This is a genomic window from Streptomyces sp. NPDC046716 (genome assembly GCF_040645755.1).
GTDB lineage: Bacteria > Actinomycetota > Actinomycetes > Streptomycetales > Streptomycetaceae > Streptomyces.
Window position 1 is genome coordinate 54,492 of record NZ_JBEYYU010000027.1, and the last position, 12,961, is coordinate 67,452.

Genomic DNA, 12,961 nt, shown 5'->3' on the forward strand with positions numbered 1-12,961 from the left:
ACGGCAACCTTGACGACGCTCCGGGGTGGACATGGACGAGACGCCTTTCGGCCGACTGCTGCGCGAGGCGCGGCAGCGTTCGCTGCTGACGCTGGAGAGCCTCGCCGAGGCCTCGGGTGTGAGCGTCCGCGCCATCAGCGACATGGAGCGCGGGAAGAGCGTCCCGCGCCAGGCGACGCTGCGCGAGCTGATGGACGCCCTCGGACTCGACGAGAGCCGACGGCAACAGCTTGCCCAGGCCGCCGTCCGGCGCACCGAGCAGGTGCCCCGGCAACTGCCTCCCGATCCCGCCATGTTCCGCGGCAGGGAGGAGGCGATGGCGGCCGCCCGCCACATCACCTCGCAGATCGCCGTGCGGGGAGCACACGTCGTCATCGGCGCCGTCGGGGGCATGGCGGGGGTGGGCAAGACGACGCTGGCCGTGCACTGGGCGCACCGGGTCGCCGACCGCTTCCCGGACGGGCAGCTCTATGTGAACCTGCGCGGGTTCGAGGCATCGGGACGGCCCATGGACCCCGAAGAGGCCCTCGGGCTCTTTCTGAGCGCGCTCGGAGTGCCCAGCGGCGAGATGCCCCGCACCGCGGAGGCGCGCGGCGCGCTGTTCCGCGAGAAGTGCTCGTCCCGGAGCCTGATCGTCGTCCTGGACAACGCGCGGGACGCCGAGCAGGTGCGCCCCCTGCTGCCCGCCTCCGCGGGCTGCCTGACCGTCATCACCTCGCGCAATCAACTCTCCGGCCTGGCCGCGAGCGAGGGCGCTTCCCGGATCAGTCTCGACGTGTGGACGCGGGACGAGGCCGTGGCCGCGCTGGCCGCCCGCATCGGTGCGGAGCGGTGCGCGGCGGAACCGGAGGCCGCCGCCCGGCTGGTGGAGCTGTGCGGATGCCTGCCGCTGGCCGTCGCCATCGTCGGGGCGCAGCTGAGCGCCGCGCCGCGGATGGCGCTGAGCCGCGGCGTCCGCGAGCTGATGGAGTCCCTGCCGCGGCTCGACGCCCTGTCGACCGACGACCAGCAGGTCGACGTACGCGCCGTGTTCTCCTGGTCCTATCGGGCACTGACCGCCGACCGGGCGCGGTTCTTCCGGCATCTGGCGGTCCACCCCGGACCGGCCGTGTCCGCCGAGGCCGCCGCCTCGCTCGCGGCCGTCGACATGCCGACCGCCCGGCGGCATCTGCGGGAGCTGGTCTCGGCCAGCCTTCTCTCCCGTGACGCCGAAGGGCGCTACGTGCTGCACGACCTCGTCCGGGCCTACGGCGCCGAACTCCTGGAGCAGGAACAGGACGACCGCTCCGCCGCCGAGACCAGACTCCTCGACTACCTGCGCCACAACGCGCACACCGCCACCCTGATCATGGACACCCGCCCTTGGGAGGACCTGCCCGACTCCCCGGCGCCCGGCGTCGTACGCGTCGCGATCGCCGACCGTACCGAGGCGATGGAGTGGTTCCACCAGGAGGACGCCGCCGCCATGGCGAGCCTGCGCTCCGGACACGATCCCCGGCTGGTGCGGGCCCGCATGGAGCTGACGCACACCTGGCAGAGCTATCTCATCGTCACCGGCCGCTGGGCCGAGCAGCTCACGATCCAGCGCATCTGCCTCGACGCGGCCCTCGCCCTCGACGACCCGAGCGCCATCGCGAAGGCCGGCGCGACCCTGGCCCGCGCCCTGGTGCTGACCGGCCAGGACGACCAGGTCGACGCGCAGGTGGACCTGCTGCTCGGACAACTGGACCGGCTGGAACCGCAGATGCGGGCCCACACCGAGCACAACCTGGCCTGGGTCCTGCACCGCAGGCGCCGCTACGCGGAGTCCGTGCGCCGCTCCCGCAGCGCCCTGGCGATCTACCGCACACTCCCGCAGCGCAACGACGTCGCCCGCGCCCTCAACGACCTCGGCTGGCGCCTCGCCCAGATCGGCGCGTACGAGGAGGCCCTCGCCTGCTGCGAGGAGGCACTCCCCGTGTTCCAGTCCAACGGGAACCTCTGCGACGAGGCCGCGACATGGGACAGCATCGCCTACGCCCGGCAGAGCCTGGGCGACGTCAGCGGCGCGATCGCGGACTACGAGAAGTGCCTCGCCATCCTGGAAGAGGTCTTCGACCCCTACAACCAGGCGGACGTGATGGACCACCTCGCGACGGCCCACCTGGAACTGGGGGACGTCGAGCAGGCACGCGCCTGCTGGCTGCGGGCGGCCGCGCTGCTCCAGTCGCTCGGCAGCCCGCTCGCCGAGAAGATGACGGCCAAGGCCCGGGACGTCGGCCTCGTCCGCGATTGAGAGCGCGGCCCAGCGGGGGGCGCCCCACGGCTCGTGACCGGTGGCGAAGGTTCGGGCCATCGAACACGATGGGTGGGTCGACGGTCGTTGTCTCTGCTCCGCGTCACCTCGATCCAGGAGACGAAAGCTCATGTTCTCTGCCGAGAGGCTTCTCCAGGCCCACCCCCTCTCCGTCGCGCCGGAGACGCGCGCAGCGCTCGCCGGGGCGGTGGAAGCCGCACTGGGCTGTGCGGCCGCCTGTACGGCGTGCGCCGACGGCTGCCTGTCCGAGGAGGACACGGCGAGCCTGTCCCGCGCGGCGGCGGCCGCCGAGAACTGCGCCACGATCTGCGCGGCGACGGCCTCCACCCTCCTGCGCCAGAGCGCTCACGCCGACCGGGAGGGTGTCATCGCCCTGCTGCAGAGCTGTACCGGCGCGTGTCTGCGCTGCGAGCGCGAGTGCCGCGAGCACGAGCTGATGCACGACCACTGCCGCTGGTGCGTCGAAGCCACCACGGCGTGCGTGGAGGCCTGCGAGCGGCTGATCGCGCTGCTGTGACCGCGGCGGGCCCCGGAGACCGCGTGTCGTCAGTGCCCCGCGGGCCCGGCCGCCCGCTCCGGCGCCGCGACCTGACGCGCGAGGCTGTCGCGCAGCGCGGTGAGCCGGGTGATCTCCGCGTCGAGCGCGTCGATCCGCAGCCGCACGACGCCCGGCGCCGCGCCGGGGGCAGGCGTGCCGCACCGTCGGCCGGGATCGGTGACGAGCAGGTCGATGCGGTCCGCGCAGGCGCGCACGTCCTCCACGGTCAGGCCGAGGGAGAGCAGGCGCCGGATGACCCGGATCCGGGCCAGGTCCCGCTCGGCGTAGACCCGCTGGCCCGTCGACGTGCGGTGCGCGGGCGGGAGGAGACCGCGCTCCTCGTAGAAGCGCAGTGCGCGCGGGGTGGTGCCCGCGGCGGCCGCGGCGTCTCCGATACGCATCCAGGGTCCCCCTCGTGGCCCGCTCCGGTCAGATCTGCACCACCAGGGTTCCGAAGTGCCGTCCCTGGTGCAGTTCCTGCAACGCCCCCGGCGCCCGGTCCATGCCCGGCAGTGTCACGTACGGATGGATGATGTCCCCCGTACGCAGCCAGTCCGCCAGCTTCTCGCGCCACTCCTCCTCCACACCGGGGTGGTCGCCACCCTGGTAGCCGTGCAGCGACACCGACTTCCTGAGGAGCAGGTACGTGTCGATCAGCGCGGGGGAGGTGCCGCCGGAGAGCGCGGGGTCGAACTGCCCGGACAGCGCTCCGACCAGGCCGACCCGGGCACCGTGCCTGGCCACCTCCAGAGCCGCGGTGAGCTGTTCGCCCCCGACGTTGTCGACGATCACGTCGTAGCCGTCCGGCGCGGCCTCGGCCAGGCCGTCGGTCAGCGAATCCGTTCCGGGGACCACGACAGCGTCGTACCCGAGTTCCTTGCGCAGCCGCTCCGCCTTGTCCGGGCTGCGAGTCGTGCCCACCACCCGTCCGGCACTGAGCAGCCGGGCCACCTGCCCTGCCAGCGAGCCGACCCCGCCCGCCGCTCCCGTCACGAGAACCGTCTCGCCCTCGCGCAACCGGGTCAGCCGGGTCAGCGTCCCGTACGCGGCGGACGCCGTGGAGAGCAGCGCCACCGGATCGGGATGCCCCTCCGGCACCATCTGCACCGCGTCCGCGTCGACCACGGCGTACTCCCGCCAGCCCCGCAGGTGCCTGACCAGAGCTCCGACAGGTACGCCGGTGGCCCCCGGCCCCGCGGCCACCACTTCACCGAGTGCCGGGCCGAACAACGGCTCCCCGGGCTTCAGCGGCGGGAACGGAAACCCTTCGCCCTGGCGCGAGACCAGCGTGCGCAGCCCCGCGAAGACGAGGAACTGCCGGTTTCGTACGAGGAGTTGTCCTTCGGCGAGGCGAGGCACGGGAACCTCGGCGACCCGGAAGTGCTCCGGAGCCGGCAGCCCGACGGGATTGCTGACCAGGTGGATCTCGCGACTGAGCGACGAGGGCGACGAGGGTGACGGTGTGGACATGGCTGACCTCCGGAGCCGTTGACCGAGCACGCTGCGCGGACGCTAACCCTTGACGTGCGGGTGAGGGGCAAGCGACGGACTCGCCCAGGGAGCCACCGAACACCGCCACGTCGCAGCGCGGCCGACGTGGTGCGCGCCATCACCCCGCCCTGGGGCCCGACTTCAGGTTGCTGCGCGAGTGAGGGAGCAACTCGCCCACGAGCGAGGCGACCTGTTCCCCTTCGATGAGGAAACCGTCGTGCCCATGAGGGGAGTCGATCGAGCGGACGGCGTCGGCCGTCGGAATGCCGGATGCCAACTCCGCCTGCTGAGAGGGCGGATAGAGGCGGTCGGAACCGACGGCGGCCACGAGAGTCGGGGCGGTAACCCGGCGCAGGGCGCGCCGCACGCCACCGCGGCCGCGCCCGACGTCATGGCTGTTCATGGCCTCGGACAGCACGACGTAGCTGCCCGCGTCGAATCGGCGCACCAGCTTGGCGGCGTGGTGGTCGAGGTACGACTCGACCTGATAGCGACCGCCGTCCCACGGGTCCTCCGTGCCCTGGGGAAGGCGGCCGAAGCGGACGTGGAGCTCCGGCTCGCTGCGATAGGTGAGGTGGGCCAGCCGCCGGGCCTGGGCCAGTCCGACGGCCGGCCCGCGGCCCGTGTCGTGGTAGTGGCCGTGCCGCCAGTGCGGGTCGGAGCGGATGGCGTGCAACTGGATCGAGGCCCAGGCGATCTGCTCGGCGCTCGCGGCGGCCGTCGTGGCGAGCAGGAGCAGCGCGCCGGTGCGCTCGGGGCGCGACACCGCCCATTCGAGCGCCCGCATCCCGCCCATCGAGCCGCCGACCACCAGGGCCCAGCGGTCGATGCCGAGCGCGTCGGCCGCGTGGGCCTCGGCCGCCACCTGGTCGCGCTGGGTCAGGAACGGGAAGGCGCCGCCCCATCGCCGTCCGTCGGGCGAGCGGGACGCGGGTCCCGTGCTGCCCTGGCAGCCACCGAGGACGTTCGGGGCCACGACGTACCAGCGGTCCGTGTCCAGGGCGAGCCCCGGGCCGACGAGACCGTCCCACCAGCCCGGCGTGGGATGCCCGGGTCCTGCCGGGCCCGCGACATGACTGTCGCCGGTGAGCGCGTGCAGCACCAGCACGGCGTTGGACGCATCCGGCGCCAGCCGCCCCCACGTCTCGAACGCGAGCCGTACGCCCGCCAGTTCACCGCCCGCCTCCAGCGGCAGCGGAGCCGGGTGTTCGTACCACTGGCGGCGACCGGGCGGGTCCCCCTCCTGCCAGGCCCCGGTGGCCGGCGGGAGGGGAACCCCGGAGGGCGTCGGTGCGGTGCTCAGGAGGACGCGCCCTTCGCGGCGCGGAATCCCGCTTCGAGGTCCGCCTTCAGGTCGGCGAGGTTCTCGATGCCGACCGAGAGACGCACCAGGCCGGGGGAGGCGCCGGTGGCCGCCAACTGCTCCTCGTCGAGCTGGCTGTGGGTGGTGGAGGCCGGATGGATGATGAGGCTGCGGACGTCGCCGATGTTGGCGAGGTGGCTGAAGAGTTCGACCGCGTCCACGAACCTGCGGCCCGCCTCCACGCCGTCCCGCAGCTCGAAGGAGACGACGGCGCCGGATCCGCGCGGCAGGTACGTCCGCCCCGCCTCGTACCACCTGCTGGACTCGAGCCCCGGATAGTGCACGGCGGCGACCTCGTCCCGCTGCTCCAGCCACTGGGCGAGCGCGAGCGCGTTCTCCGTGTGCCGTTCGATGCGCAGGCTCAGCGTCTCCACGCCCTGCAGCAGCAGGAACGCGGAGTGCGGGGACAGCGCAGGGCCGAGATCGCGCAGCAGTTGGACCCGGAGCTTGACGGCGAAGGCGCCGGGGCCGAGGGCCGGCCAGTACTGGAGGCCGTGGTAGCTCGGGTCGGGTTCGGTGAAGTCCGGGAACCGCTCGGCGTGCGCGCCGAAGTCGAAGGTGCCGCCGTCGACGACGACACCGCCGATCGCTGTGCCGTGTCCGCCCAGGAACTTGGTCGCGGAGTGCACGACGATGTCCGCGCCGTGCTCGATGGGCCGCAGCAGATAGGGCGTGGGGACCGTGTTGTCGACGACCAGCGGCACACCGGCCTCGTGGGCGACGTCCGCGACCGCCCGCACGTCGAGCACGTTGCCGCGGGGGTTGCCCAGCGTCTCCGCGAACAACGCCTTGGTGCGCGGCCGGATCGCGGCCCGCCACGCCTCCGCGTCGTCGGGGTCGTCCACGAAGGACACTTCGATGCCGAGCCTGGGGAGCGTGTGACGGAAGAGGTTGTACGTGCCGCCGTACAGCGAGGTGCTGGAGACGATGTGGTCCCCCGAGCCGGCCAGGGTCAGCAGAGCCAGCGTCTCCGCGGCCTGCCCGGACGCCAGCGCGACGGCGGCGACACCGCCTTCCAGTGCGGCGATCCGTTGCTCGAGGACGTCCTGGGTGGGGTTGTGGATGCGCGTGTAGATGTTGCCGGGCTCTGCCAGTGAGAACAGGTCGGCGGCGTGCTGGGTGTCGCGGAAGACGAACGATGTCGTCTGGTAGATCGGGGTCGCGCGGGCGCCGGTCGCCGGATCGGGCACCGCCCCGGCGTGGATCTGCTGGGTCTCGAACGACCAGGCCGAGGTGTCGGGCCCGGCGGGCGTTTCTTCGGGGGTGTGGCCGGCGGTGACGGAGTCGATGGGCTGGCTCATGGCGAAGCTCCCTGGACGGAGGTGGGGCGGACGGACGGCCGAACAGCAGTCGGGAACACCGGAGTCGGAGCTCCGGGAGGAAGGAGACGCGGGGCCGGGACCGTGGGGCCGCGCACGGGCGGCGGACCACCCGGCATGCGGGTGCCGCTGAGTGCCGTACGGCGGGGGGGGGGAGGCCGGTCAGGACCCGGTCAGAGACGGGGCGCGGACCTGTCGGAAACCTGTCTTCCGCTGGTCAGAAGGCAGGTCCGGGGCCGGAGCGCGTCGTCAGCTCGCGGCGTGACAACCAGTGGTGGTGACACGCACGTAGTCGACGTGGCGACGGGTCACGAGCACGGTCATGCCGTCAGGTAACCACAGCGCGGACGTCGGGCGCCAGGACGGGCCCCGGTCTTTCTACCGCCAACATGTGTTGTTCATAGACTGGGCGGGTGGAGAACATCGATGCGATCGCGGCCTTGCAGGATCCGGTGCGGCGCCGCCTGTACGAGTACGTGGCGGCGCAGGGCCGCGAGGTCGGCCGCAACGAGGCGGCCGAGGCGACCGGAGTGGCGCGCACCCTCGCCGCCCACCACCTGGACAGGTTGACCGAGGCCGGGCTGCTGGACAGCGGCAGTCGTCGTCTGACCGGCCGCTCGGGCCCGGGGGCGGGCCGCCCGGCCAAGGTGTACACCCGGGCCGCGGTCGAGCGGTCGGTGTCGCTGCCCGCCCGCGACTACCGCACCGCCGCGGAACTGCTCGCCGAGGCCGCCGAGGAGGCCGGCCTGGACACCGGGCTCTTCGCGTCGGCGCGCCGACGCGGCGAGGCGCTCCGCGACTCCGCGGCGCCGTGCGGCGGCTTCGACGAGGTCATGGAGGTGCTGGCCGCGCGTGGCTACGAGCCGTACCTGGAAGGGGACTTGGAGGAGCACGCCGACGCCGGCCCGCGCGTCGTCCGGATGCGCAACTGCCCCTTCCACTCCGTCGCCGAACGCTTCCCGCCGCTCGTCTGCGGCATGAATCTCGCACTCCTCGAAGGGCTGATCGGCGAGGACGGCCCGGTCCGCGCCCGCATGGACGCCCGGCCCGGGGAGTGCTGCGTCGTGCTGGAAGATTCTAAAAACAACGAGCATTGACATAGAAATGCGGGCCGTGCTGGGATGAACCATGACCACATCCCCGCGCGCCGCCCACCTCGCCGAGCTCAATGTCGTCACGCTGCGCCAGCCCTTCGACGACCCGAGCATGGCGTCGTTCGTCGAACAGCTGAACCCGATCAACGCCGCCGCCGACAGCGCCCCCGGTTTCGTGTGGCGGCTGGTGGAGGAAGGGGCGCCCGACGCCACCGGGCTGCGCCCGGCGGGCGAGGACGTCGTCGTCAACCTGTCGGTGTGGGAGACCCAGGAGGCCCTGTGGGACTTCACCTACCGCAGCGGACACCTGGAAGTGATGCGCCGGCGGCGCGAGTGGTTCGCCCGGCACGTCGAGGCGCACCTGGTGCTCTGGTGGATCCCCGCAGGACACATCCCGACCGTGGACGAGGCCCTGGCCCGGCTGGCGGCCCTGCGCGCCGACGGGCCGTCCGCCCGCGCGTTCACCTTCTCCTCCTCCTACACCGCCGCCGAAGCCGCTCCCCGTCCGGCTGCGCTGTAGCCGGGGCCGGAGGGGGAGCGGTCGGGGTCAGGGGCGGACGAGTGCCTTGAGCACCTGGCGGTCGGCCATGGCCCGGTAGGCGTCCGGCACGTGAGCGAGCGGGAACTCCCGGTCGAAGACGCGGCCCGGGGCGATGGTGCCGTCCAGGACGTCGGGCAGCAGCTGCTCGATGTAGGCACGGGCGGGGCTGGCGCCGCCGGTCAGGGTGATGTTCCGCATGAACTCGGCCGGGCCGATCGGGCCCTCCTCGTACTGCGGCACCCCGAGACGGCTGATCGTGCCGCCGTCCAGGACCGCGCCGAGGGCGGTGTCGAGGGACTGGCGGGTGCCGACGGCCTCGATCACCTTGTCGACGCCGCCCGTCAGTTCCCGGATGCGGGCGACGCCCTCCTCGCCGCGCGCGGCGACCACGTCGGTGGCTCCGAAGTGACGGCCCAGCTCGGTCCGGGTCTCGTGGCGTCCGGCGAGCACGATCCGCTCCGCGCCGAGCCGCCGCGCGGCGATCACGGCGCACAGTCCGACCGCGCCGTCGCCGACGACGAGGACCACGTCGCCGCGGCCGACGCCGGCGGTGACCGCGCCGTGGTGGCCGGTGGTCATCACGTCCGACAGGGCCAGCAGGGAGGGCAGCAGCGCGGAGTCGGCGGCCACCGGCAGCTTCACCAGGGTGCCGTCCGCGTGCGGGACACGGACCGCTTCGCCCTGCCCGCCGTCGACGCCGTCGAAGCCGTACCGGCCCCCGTCCCGGCAGGAGATGTGCAGCCCCCTGGCGCAGTAGTCACACGTGTTGTCGCTGTACGTGAACGGGGCGACGACCAGGTCACCCGCCGTCAGTCCGCGCACGTCCGCGCCGGTCTCCTCGACGACGCCGAGGAACTCGTGCCCCATGGGGCGGCCGGTGTCGGTTGCGGGCATCGACCGGTAGGGCCACAGGTCGCTGCCGCACACACAGGCGGCGACGACGCGGACCACGGCGTCGGCGGGCTTCACGATCTTCGGGTCGGGCCGGTCCTCGACGCGGACGTCGCCGGCTCCGTACATCACTGCTGCACGCATCGGTGGGGGCTCCCAACGGGGTCGTACTGAAGGGGTGGTCGATCAGCGTTCGAGCATCCGCGCCTGGGCCGCGTTGTGGGTGTCGCCCGCGGCCGGCGGCATGCCGGTGAGCCGGTCGAGCTGCTCGGCGGTCAGCGTGACGGCGTCCGCGGCGGTGTTCTCCTCGACCCGCGCGACGCGCTTGGTGCCGGGGATCGGGGCGATGTCCTCGCCCTGGGCGAGCAGCCAGGCCAGCGCGACCTGTGCGGGCGTGACGGCGGCCTCGGCGGCCAGGGCCTTGACCTCCTCGGCGAGCGCGAGGTTGTGCCGGAAGTTCTCGCCCGTGAAGCGCGGGTTGTCACGGCGGAAGTCGTTCTCGTCGAACTCGTCGACGGAGCGGACCGCCCCGGTCAGGAAGCCGCGGCCCAGCGGGGAGAACGGAACCAGCCCGATGTTCAGCTCGCGCAGGACGGGCAGCACACGCTGCTCGATTCCGCGGGTGAACAGGGAGTACTCCGACTGCACCGCGGTGACCGGCTGCACGGCGTGCGCGCGGCGGATCGTGTCCGGGCCCGCCTCCGAGAGACCGAAGGCCCGGACCTTCCCCTCGGCGATCAGCTCGCCGACGGCACCCGCGGTCTCCTCGATCGGCGTGTTCGGATCCACCCGGTGCTGGTAGTACAGGTCGATGTGATCGGTGCCCAGCCGCTTCAGGGAGCCCTCGACGGCGGCGCGGACGTTGGCGGGGCTGGAATCCAGCGGCCCGGTCCCGCCGCTGTGGGAGATCAGTCCGAACTTGGTGGCCAGCACCACCTTGTCGCGGTGTCCCTTCAGCGCCCGGCCCAGCAGTTCCTCGTTGGTGTACGGGCCGTAGACCTCGGCGGTGTCGACGAGGGTGACGCCGAGCTCCAGCGCCCGGTGCACGGTCCTGATCGACTCCGCGTCATCGGTGCCCGCGCCGGTGTAGCCGTGGGACATGCCCATGGCGCCCAGGCCGATCCGGGAAACCTCCAGGTCACGCAGTTTGACGTACCGCATCTCGTCCTCTTCCGATCCAGAGTGGTGCCCGGCTTCTCAGTCTCGCCCGGACCGGCAGGTCGTGCCGGTCGGAACGCGGGCGGCACCGAAGGGGCGGGCGTCTTCCCGCACTCACCTTCGCGCGGATCGCTCCGGTGTGGCAGGCCGCGTCCTTCGGGGGTCATGACAGGGCCCCCCTTCCGTCCGCGCGGCGGACGCCCCACGGGGGAGACTGGAGTCATGGCAACCGCAAGCGCGCACAGCGAAGGCGCCGAGCTGGGCCGCTATTTGCGCGCCCGCCGCACCCAGACCAGTCCCGGGCACGTCGGCCTCACCGTCGGCGCCGGGGTCCGCCGCACCCCCGGTCTGCGGCGCGAGGAGCTGGCCACCCTCGCCGGTATCAGCATCGACTACTACGTGCGTCTGGAGCGCGGCAAGGAGACCCGGCCCAGCCCGGCCGTCCTCGACTCCCTCGCCCGCGCCCTGCGCATGGACGACCAGGAACACCAGCACCTGCGCGAACTCGCCGCCCGAGCGGCCCGCTACGTGTCCGAACCGCCCCCGGCTCCCAGCCGCACGGTGCGGCCCCACCTGAAGCTGCTGCTGGAGTCGCTGCGCCCCCACCCCGCCATGGTGATCAGCCGCAGCATGGACGTGCTGGCCTGGAACCCCGGCGGGCTCGCGCTGTACGCGGGCATGGAGGACTGGCCTGCCAAGCACCGCAACCTCGCCCGCTATCTCTTCCTCCACCCGGCCGCGCGCGACCTGTTCCCGGACTGGGATCGCCAGATCACCGGGTGCGTCGCCCGGCTGCGCGCCGTCGCGGGCACCGCTCCCGACGCCCCCGACCTCACCACCCTCGTCGGTGAACTGCTCCTGAAGAGCCCCGACTTCGCGGGCCTGTGGGAACGCTACGAGGTGACCGGCCGCAAGCCCGCGCAGAAGGTCTTCCAGCACCCCCGGGTCGGCACGGTCACGCTCACCTCGCAGTCACTGCACGTCGAAGGCACCCCCGGCCAGCGCATCGGGGTCTACACCGCCGAACCCGGCAGCCCCGACCACGACGCCCTGCTGCTGCTCGACATGACGGCGCCCCGTCCCGGTGAACGGCCCACGGCCACCCCCGAAGTCACCGGCCGGGAGTCGTAGGGCGCTCAGCGGAGGGCGAGCCGGTCCACCAGGAGCGCCACGCGCCGCTCGGTGTCGGCCGGGGGCAGCCGTCCCGCCCGGGTGAGGGTGGCCAGTCCGTGCAGGGCCGCCCAGAACGTCTCGGTGAACAGGGGAGGGGGGACGTCGTCCCCGGCGACCTCGTCGAGGTTCTCCAACAGGGCGGCGAAGGCGTCCTTCAGCGGCTCCGGCGTGTCCTCGTCCGCGAAGGCCAGTCCGCCGTCGAGCTGGAAGATGGCGTCGTAGACCGCCGGGTTGCGTGCGGCGAAGTCGAGGTAGGCGCGGGCGAGAGCGGTGACCCGCGTGTGGGCGTCCTCCGCGGTGGCGGTCGCGGCCCGCAACGCCGCGGCCAGCTCGGTGGAGCCTTCGAGGGCGACGGCGCCGATGATCTCGCGTTTGCCGCGGAAGTGGCTGTAGAGGACGGGCTGGCTGTACTCGATGCGCTCGGCGAGCCGGCGGGTGGTGACCGCGTCCCAGCCCTGCTGCTCGGCGAGTTCGCGGGCGGTGGCCACGATGAGGCGCTCGCGGCCCGCCCGTTCGCGCTCCTTGCGTTCCTGTACCGACATGCAGCGATCCTAGCACTGCTAGACAATCGAGCGGCAGTAGCGCTAGCGTTGCCACATCGGCTAGCAACGCTAGATTCTCGGAGGGATCGTCATGCTCAACGCACTCGAGGTGTTCACCACCGTGACCGTCGGCGTGATGGTGGGGGTGGAGTTCTCCGTCGCCTTCGTCATGAACCGGATCTTCAACGCCCTTCCCGAGGACAGCGGCCAGCTCGCCCGCGCCCACGGGGGCAGGATGCTCGGTGCCGTGATGCCGTTCTGGTACATCGGCTCGCTCGTCCTGGTCGCGATCTGGGCCTTCGCCGGACGGCACCACGGCGGCACGGGCCTCGTCATCACCTCCGGCGCGCTGCTGCTCGTCAGCGTGGCCATGTCGGTCCTGCTGCTCGTCCCGATCAACAACCGTGGCAAGACCTGGACCCCGGAGAACCGGCCCGAGGACTGGAAGGAGCAGATGAGCCGCTGGGACCGCTACCACTACGTCCGCGTCGCCGTCATCATCGCCGCCTTCGCCCTGCTGGTCGTGGCCCTCGTCTGAGCCCACGGGCCGCGACG

General features: G+C 72.6%; 13 protein-coding genes. 6 read left to right on the forward strand and 7 right to left on the reverse strand.

The genetic code is table 11. The features are described from left to right. The first annotated feature begins 31 nt into the window (after nucleotides 1-31). Complete coding sequence (locus tag ABZ930_RS21120; protein WP_361549873.1) at nucleotides 32-2,275, forward strand: tetratricopeptide repeat protein; 2,244 nt, start codon at nucleotides 32-34, stop codon at nucleotides 2,273-2,275. A gap of 130 nt (nucleotides 2,276-2,405) precedes the next feature. Continuing rightward, entirely contained in the window at nucleotides 2,406-2,813 is a 408-nt protein-coding gene (locus tag ABZ930_RS21125; RefSeq protein WP_361549875.1) for a four-helix bundle copper-binding protein, read from the forward strand. A gap of 29 nt (nucleotides 2,814-2,842) precedes the next feature. On the opposite strand, the gene ABZ930_RS21130 is transcribed toward ABZ930_RS21125, so the two are convergent. The 4 genes from ABZ930_RS21130 to ABZ930_RS21145 all read right to left on the reverse strand — a co-directional run bounded on the left by ABZ930_RS21130 (nucleotide 2,843) and on the right by ABZ930_RS21145 (nucleotide 6,989). After that, complete coding sequence (locus ABZ930_RS21130; RefSeq protein WP_361549877.1) at nucleotides 2,843-3,235, reverse strand: MerR family transcriptional regulator; 393 nt, start codon at nucleotides 3,233-3,235, stop codon at nucleotides 2,843-2,845. 28 nt (nucleotides 3,236-3,263) lie between these two features. Further along, nucleotides 3,264-4,304: an NADP-dependent oxidoreductase gene (locus ABZ930_RS21135; protein ID WP_361549879.1), complete on the reverse strand. Its 1,041-nt coding sequence runs from the start codon at nucleotides 4,302-4,304 to the stop codon at nucleotides 3,264-3,266. 139 nt (nucleotides 4,305-4,443) lie between these two features. After that, nucleotides 4,444-5,628 (reverse strand): homoserine O-acetyltransferase, encoded by a 1,185-nt coding sequence (locus ABZ930_RS21140; RefSeq protein WP_361549981.1) that lies wholly within the window; start codon nucleotides 5,626-5,628, stop codon nucleotides 4,444-4,446. Next, on the reverse strand, nucleotides 5,625-6,989 hold the full coding sequence (locus tag ABZ930_RS21145) for a bifunctional o-acetylhomoserine/o-acetylserine sulfhydrylase (RefSeq protein ID WP_361549881.1): 1,365 nt from the start codon (nucleotides 6,987-6,989) through the stop codon (nucleotides 5,625-5,627). Before ABZ930_RS21145 ends, ABZ930_RS21140 begins: the two co-directional genes overlap by 4 nt. Before the next feature lie 431 nt (nucleotides 6,990-7,420). On the opposite strand from ABZ930_RS21145, the gene ABZ930_RS21150 reads away from it, so the two are divergent. Then, nucleotides 7,421-8,104, forward strand: coding sequence for a transcriptional regulator (locus ABZ930_RS21150; protein WP_361549883.1), 684 nt, complete (start codon nucleotides 7,421-7,423; stop codon nucleotides 8,102-8,104). A gap of 31 nt (nucleotides 8,105-8,135) precedes the next feature. Then, a complete protein-coding gene (locus tag ABZ930_RS21155) occupies nucleotides 8,136-8,621 on the forward strand; it encodes a DUF3291 domain-containing protein (RefSeq protein ID WP_361549885.1) in 486 nt (161 codons plus the stop codon). 27 nt (nucleotides 8,622-8,648) lie between these two features. Here the strand turns inward: ABZ930_RS21155 and ABZ930_RS21160 are convergent, their stop codons facing one another. Continuing rightward, complete coding sequence (locus ABZ930_RS21160; RefSeq protein WP_361549887.1) at nucleotides 8,649-9,677, reverse strand: alcohol dehydrogenase catalytic domain-containing protein; 1,029 nt, start codon at nucleotides 9,675-9,677, stop codon at nucleotides 8,649-8,651. Nucleotides 9,678-9,719: 42 nt separating this feature from the next. Next, nucleotides 9,720-10,694, reverse strand: coding sequence for an aldo/keto reductase (locus ABZ930_RS21165; protein ID WP_361549889.1), 975 nt, complete (start codon nucleotides 10,692-10,694; stop codon nucleotides 9,720-9,722). 219 nt (nucleotides 10,695-10,913) lie between these two features. Here ABZ930_RS21165 and ABZ930_RS21170 point away from each other — a divergent pair, with 219 nt between their 5' ends. Beyond that, complete coding sequence (locus ABZ930_RS21170) at nucleotides 10,914-11,822, forward strand: helix-turn-helix transcriptional regulator (protein ID WP_361549891.1); 909 nt, start codon at nucleotides 10,914-10,916, stop codon at nucleotides 11,820-11,822. Between the two features lie 5 nt (nucleotides 11,823-11,827). Here the strand turns inward: ABZ930_RS21170 and ABZ930_RS21175 are convergent, their stop codons facing one another. Further along, a complete protein-coding gene (locus tag ABZ930_RS21175) occupies nucleotides 11,828-12,406 on the reverse strand; it encodes a TetR/AcrR family transcriptional regulator (protein WP_361549893.1) in 579 nt (192 codons plus the stop codon). Between the two features lie 91 nt (nucleotides 12,407-12,497). Here ABZ930_RS21175 and ABZ930_RS21180 point away from each other — a divergent pair, with 91 nt between their 5' ends. Next, on the forward strand, nucleotides 12,498-12,944 hold the full coding sequence (locus ABZ930_RS21180; RefSeq protein WP_361549895.1) for a DUF1772 domain-containing protein: 447 nt from the start codon (nucleotides 12,498-12,500) through the stop codon (nucleotides 12,942-12,944). Nucleotides 12,945-12,961 lie beyond the last annotated feature (17 nt).

Coding starts and splice junctions, on each gene's coding strand:
- ABZ930_RS21145 (WP_361549881.1), bottom strand. CDS start 6,989: ATGAGCCAGCCCATCGACTCCGTCACCGCCGGCCACACCCCCGAAGAA.
- ABZ930_RS21175 (WP_361549893.1), bottom strand. CDS start 12,406: ATGTCGGTACAGGAACGCAAGGAGCGCGAACGGGCGGGCCGCGAGCGC.
- ABZ930_RS21170 (WP_361549891.1), top strand. CDS start 10,914: ATGGCAACCGCAAGCGCGCACAGCGAAGGCGCCGAGCTGGGCCGCTAT.
- ABZ930_RS21165 (WP_361549889.1), bottom strand. CDS start 10,694: ATGCGGTACGTCAAACTGCGTGACCTGGAGGTTTCCCGGATCGGCCTG.
- ABZ930_RS21125 (WP_361549875.1), top strand. CDS start 2,406: ATGTTCTCTGCCGAGAGGCTTCTCCAGGCCCACCCCCTCTCCGTCGCG.
- ABZ930_RS21155 (WP_361549885.1), top strand. CDS start 8,136: ATGACCACATCCCCGCGCGCCGCCCACCTCGCCGAGCTCAATGTCGTC.
- ABZ930_RS21135 (WP_361549879.1), bottom strand. CDS start 4,304: ATGTCCACACCGTCACCCTCGTCGCCCTCGTCGCTCAGTCGCGAGATC.
- ABZ930_RS21160 (WP_361549887.1), bottom strand. CDS start 9,677: ATGCGTGCAGCAGTGATGTACGGAGCCGGCGACGTCCGCGTCGAGGAC.
- ABZ930_RS21130 (WP_361549877.1), bottom strand. CDS start 3,235: ATGCGTATCGGAGACGCCGCGGCCGCCGCGGGCACCACCCCGCGCGCA.
- ABZ930_RS21120 (WP_361549873.1), top strand. CDS start 32: ATGGACGAGACGCCTTTCGGCCGACTGCTGCGCGAGGCGCGGCAGCGT.
- ABZ930_RS21180 (WP_361549895.1), top strand. CDS start 12,498: ATGCTCAACGCACTCGAGGTGTTCACCACCGTGACCGTCGGCGTGATG.